Origin of the sequence: Moorena sp. SIO4A5 (assembly GCF_010672005.1) — a bacterium.
Taxonomy (GTDB): domain Bacteria; phylum Cyanobacteriota; class Cyanobacteriia; order Cyanobacteriales; family Coleofasciculaceae; genus Moorena.
Window position 1 is genome coordinate 1 of sequence record NZ_JAAHHZ010000317.1, and the last position, 5,264, is coordinate 5,264.

Below are 5,264 nucleotides of genomic sequence, written 5' to 3' on the forward strand. Positions count from 1 at the left end.
CTCATTTGCTACATCCAAGCCCCCTAAATCCCCCAATTCTGGGGGACTTTTACAAGCAAATTGACTCTTCCCCCAAAGTTGGGGGGTTAGGGGGGCAAAATTCAGTATAAAAAAACTTTTCAGATATCCTCTAAAGGTAAGCATATGCGCGTAGCGCTTAAGCTTACGAAACCAATCTCTTTGCAGATAAAAGCAATTACAACATGACATCAATACCCAAAAACGTAACTCACAAAAAACAACAACTCACAATCTTTGAAAATGAAAACTTCAGAGCTCTGTTGCTATTTATCCTTTCCCTAGGCATATTTTTACTGTTTTGGGAATTAGGCGCAAAGATGAAGATTTTTGCTAAGGGTATGCCCACTGCTTCCCTAACCATTAAGGAATTATGGTATTGGGTAACCCATCCATTTTATGACAATGGACCTAATGATTTGGGTATTGGTTGGAATTTGTTAATTAGCCTGCGGAGAGTAGCGATTGGCTACACGTTAGCGTCAATCATTGCTGTGCCTTTGGGAATATTGGTAGGTATTTCCAAAATTGCCTTTAAAGCCTTTAACCCCTACTTCCAGCTTCTTAAACCGGTTTCTCCCCTGGCTTGGTTACCTTTGGGGCTGTATATATTCCGGAACTCAGAGATGACAGGGATTTTCATTATTACCATTGCTAGTATTTGGCCAACCCTAACCAACACGGCTTTTGGTGTGGCCAATGTTAACCCAGATTACCTGGATGTTTCTAAAATTCTGGGCGCTTCTAAATGGCGCACGATTTTTAAGGTGATTATTCCCGCTGCCCTACCTAACATCATATCTGGTTTGAGAATTAGTATGGGGATTTCTTGGTTGGTGATTGTGGCAGCAGAAATGCTATTGGGTACGGGTTTAGGTTACTTCATTTGGAATGAGTGGAATAACCTTTACATACCCAATATTCTCGTGGCAATTTTTATTATTGGGATTGTGGGTATTGTCCTTGATCAAATATTTGCCTATTTTGAAAAACTGGTTTCTTTCGGTAAAAACTCCTCATGAATAATTATTATGAGTACTTCTTTTTATTCCAAGGGCCGTAAGGTCATTAGTGACAATGACAGTGACGCTCAAATTTCATTACGTCATATTTCAAAAACTTTCTTTGGTAAACGTGGTTGGTTTGATAAAATTACTGGCCAATCTTCTGCGGACTTTGTCGCTATCGAAGATATCAATTTAGATATTGAGCACAACACGTTTGTGTCGATTATTGGCCCATCGGGTTGTGGTAAGTCCACCTTGCTGAATATTATCGCGGGTTTGAGTTCCGCCACCAGTGGCCAAGTGATTATCAATGGGCAACTTGTGACTCAACCAGGACCTGACCGGGGTATGGTTTTTCAAAACTATGCCCTTATGCCTTGGATGACTGTGGAAGGTAATATTAGGTTTGCGGTGGAAACTGTCTATCCTAAAATTTCTGCGAGGGAGCAAAAACGGGTTATTAAGGAAAATATCCAACTAGTGGGTTTAACCGGAGCAGAGAACAAACATCCTCACGAACTATCTGGGGGTATGCGACAACGAGTAGGTATTGCGAGAGCTTTAGCTATTAATCCCCAAATTTTGTTAATGGATGAACCGTTTGGTGCGTTAGATGCTCTGACTAGGGGCTTTTTACAGGATGAAATCGAGCGCATTTGGGAGCAGCAGCGTAAAACTGCCATTATGATTACCCATAGCATTGATGAAGCCCTCCTGTTATCCGATCGGATTGTGATGATGACCAAAGGCCCTGCGGCGCGTATTGATGAGGTGCTTGAAGTGCCTTTCCCCCGTCCGCGCGATCGCACTACGGTTGAGCATCATCCTGCCTATATGGAACTGAAACAGGAAATGGAAAACCATCTATATCGGGAAACTAGAGCTGTAGAAGAAGCGAGAATTCACTAAAAATTCTTCTATTAGTGTAAAGTAAGCATTCGGGAGCATGTCAACTTTGTAATTAGGTACATAGATCCCCCCTAACCCCCCTTAAAAAAGGGGGGAATTAGATTGAAAAGTCCCCCTTATTAAGGGGGATAATGGGGGATCTCAATCAGGGGTTAACAAAATTGACATGCACCCTAAGCATTCAGCCGTCAGCGGTCAGCCGTCAGCCTTTAGCCTTCAGCCTTTAGCCTTCAGCCGTAGCCCATAAACTGATAGCTGATAGCTGAATGCTGAATGCTTACAGTGTAAAATACCAAAGATCGAAAATCAGGAGACATCAATTATTATGGCAATTGCAGAAATTACTAAACAGTTGTTAGCCGCAAAAAAAGAAAAAGGACTCACCTTTGAAGATTTGGAAAACGTTGTAGGTAGGGATGAAACTTGGGTGGCTTCTGTGATCTATCGTCAAGCTAGCGCAGATATGGAGGAAGCGACCAAACTAGTCACCGCTTTGGGTTTACCAGAATCCCTAGCTGAAGAATTAACCGTGCCACCCCTCAAGGGTTCCCTAGACCCTCAAATTCCTACCGATCCCCTAATTTACCGCTTTTACGAAATTATGCAAGTGTATGGTATGCCGATCAAAGCGGTGGTCCATGAGAAGTTTGGGGATGGGATTATGAGTGCTATTGATTTTTCCATAGAAGTAGAGAAAGTAGAAGACCCGAAAGGCGATCGCGTACAAATCATTATGTGTGGTAAATTCCTACCCTACAAAAAGTGGTAGCTTAGGATGATTAATGCTGTCGGGGTAAACGTAAATTATCCAGGTGCATTTCAATGCATGGTGTTTGACCCGGTGGTGCGTTACGGGCCGGGCTCTCTCAACCGATGTCAAGAGAGGGAAAATCAAGGGGAGCCCGCCCCTAACGCACCCTACGCTACTAATCTTAATGTGTAGTGCTATACCAGGGAATCAGTGTCCACTAAATCCAAAACCACGAACACACTAAAACAGTTAGATAAACGGCTATTGTCTGAGTACATCACAGCCTTAGTTTGGTCAAACCAAGGTAATTATCTAGCTATTGTTACTGCTGCAGGAGAACTGGCGTTATGGCAACAGGGTAATCTCGAAATTTTGACAGCCAGCCATGACTATTCCCTAGACTGTGTGGGCTTTTCCCAAGATGGCAATTATCTAGGGACTGCTGGACAGGAAGGCAAAGTTAGTATCTGGCAATTGGGGGTCAATTCCCCCAACTTTAAGCGAATTACAACCCTGGATCAGGGCAACGCTTGGATTGACTCCCTAGCTTGGCATCCCCAAAAAAATCTATTAGCTTTTGCCGTCAATCGCCAGGTTCAGGTTTGGGATGTTAACCAAGGGCAAGTAATGGCAGAGTTAAACTTTGCAGACTCATCAGTTTTCAATATAGCTTGGCATCCCCAGGGTAAATTCCTTGCTGCTAGTGGCCATGGTCGTGTTAAAATCTGGGACATTGAAAACTGGTCAGACCCACCAGAAACCCTTGAACTCCCTGGATCTAGTCTAGACTGTGCTTGGTCATCCCATGGTGACTATCTTGCTTCAGGCAATCTAGACCGCACTATTTCTGTACTTCACTGGGGTAATCGTTCCCACTGGTTAATCCAGGGATTTCCCGGCAAAGTCAGTAAAGTTGTTTGGTCCAATACTTCTGATCCAGTTTTAGCTGCGTCTTGTCAAGATGCGGTAATTGTGTGGCAGTTTAACAACGAAATCAAAAACTGGCAAAATCGTGTGTTACAACATGATCAAGCCATACAATCCATCACGTTTGCCCCCAATTCATCCCTACTAACTTCCGCTAGTAATGATGGCGGTATTCAACTATGGTCAAAGGCTAACAAGCTTACCAAAATAGTTAGCGGAAAAATAAAATTTTCTTGTTTAGCTTGGAACCCTAATGGAGACTATTTAGCTGCCGGAGGGCAAAATGGTGAAGTAATAATTTGGCAAAATTCTATTTCCAGTTCCAGTCGGGGATTTGGTTAATAACAATGAACTTATTTCAAACCTCTAAGTCTAAAACTAATTCAGCTAAAATTAGGGAAATCAAAAACTGGGTTTATCAGCACTTGGCAATAGATCCGGAAATACCTATTTCTGTTAGTCAGCTACAATGTCATGAAGCAGATTGCCCTCCCTTAGAAACCGTGATTGCTATCATGACAACACCTCCGCAACAATACAAGATTCATCAATCCATAGAAGAAATTCAGGAACTAGACATCCAAAAACTGGCGTTGCTAAATTGAAGTATGAATGCGCGATCGTTTGGTTTTGGTCAAGCCCCCTAAATCCCCCGAGCGAGGGATTGCTCGCTTGGGGGGCTAGGGCGTGTTTTCAAAGTTTTCCGCAAGATTTAGATCCCCCCCAGCCCCCCTTAATAAGGGGGGAGCCATTCTCAAAGTCCCCCTTTTTTAAGGGGGATTTAGGGGGATCTCCGAGGCAAGAAAACACGCCCTAGGGGGGCGAAAATTGCTGTAATTAACTAATTAATCATACTAAAAATCCATGGTTGCAACTACTGTAAATAACGCTATTCCCGTCACGGTTTTAACTGGCTATTTAGGAGCTGGAAAAACTACCTTACTCAACCATATATTGACCTACGAGCATGGAAAAAAGGTAGCGGTAATTGTTAATGAGTTTGGGGAAGTTGGTATTGACAATAAGTTAGTTATCGATGCCGATGAAGAAATCTTTGAAATGAACAACGGTTGTATTTGCTGTACCGTGCGGGGAGATTTAATTAGAATCATTGGTAACTTGATGCGGAGACGGGATAAGTTTGACCATTTAGTGATTGAAACCACTGGGCTTGCTGATCCTGCCCCCGTAATTCAAACGTTTTTTGTGGATGAAGAGATTCAAACCCAGTTAGACCTTGATGCCGTGGTAACGGTAGTTGATGCTAAGCATATTTTAGAGCACTGGGATAGTGATGAAGCCCAGGAACAAATTGCTTTCGCTAATGTGATTTTGCTCAATAAAATTGATTTAGTAGACCCTCAACAACTGGAGGAGTTAGAGCAAAAAATCAAAGCCATGAATGGTTTAGTCAAAATTTATCGTACCCAAAACTCAGAAGTTGAAATGGATTCAGTGTTAGGGGTGCGGGCTTTTGACCTTAAACAAGCTCTAGACATTGACCCGGACTTATTAGGAGAAGATGCTCATGAACATGATGAATCCGTTTTTTCCTTTGCCATTGTAGAACCAGGAGCAGTAGATTTGGAAAAATTAAACACATGGCTAAGGGAATTATTACAGAGCCAAGGCCAAAATATTTTCAGAATGAA

6 protein-coding genes are annotated in these 5,264 nt (G+C 42.6%); all 6 read left to right on the forward strand.

All coding sequences use genetic code 11. The annotated features are described in order from the left end of the window. The first annotated feature begins 203 nt into the window (after positions 1 to 203). Complete coding sequence (gene ntrB, locus F6K57_RS35935) at positions 204 to 1,040, forward strand: nitrate ABC transporter permease (RefSeq protein WP_293055885.1); 837 nt, start codon at positions 204 to 206, stop codon at positions 1,038 to 1,040. A gap of 9 nt (positions 1,041 to 1,049) precedes the next feature. Further along, positions 1,050 to 1,934: an ABC transporter ATP-binding protein gene (locus F6K57_RS35940; protein ID WP_293072853.1), complete on the forward strand. Its 885-nt coding sequence runs from the start codon at positions 1,050 to 1,052 to the stop codon at positions 1,932 to 1,934. Positions 1,935 to 2,259: 325 nt separating this feature from the next. Beyond that, positions 2,260 to 2,703: a cyanase gene (gene cynS / locus F6K57_RS35945; protein WP_293072856.1), complete on the forward strand. Its 444-nt coding sequence runs from the start codon at positions 2,260 to 2,262 to the stop codon at positions 2,701 to 2,703. 192 nt (positions 2,704 to 2,895) lie between these two features. Next, positions 2,896 to 3,954, forward strand: coding sequence for a WD40 repeat domain-containing protein (locus F6K57_RS35950; RefSeq protein ID WP_293072859.1), 1,059 nt, complete (start codon positions 2,896 to 2,898; stop codon positions 3,952 to 3,954). Between the two features lie 5 nt (positions 3,955 to 3,959). Further along, entirely contained in the window at positions 3,960 to 4,217 is a 258-nt protein-coding gene (locus F6K57_RS35955) for a hypothetical protein (RefSeq protein ID WP_293055897.1), read from the forward strand. 259 nt (positions 4,218 to 4,476) lie between these two features. After that, positions 4,477 to 5,264, forward strand: a 788-nt coding sequence (locus F6K57_RS35960; RefSeq protein ID WP_293072862.1) for a GTP-binding protein, incomplete at its 3' end; no start/stop codon positions are given.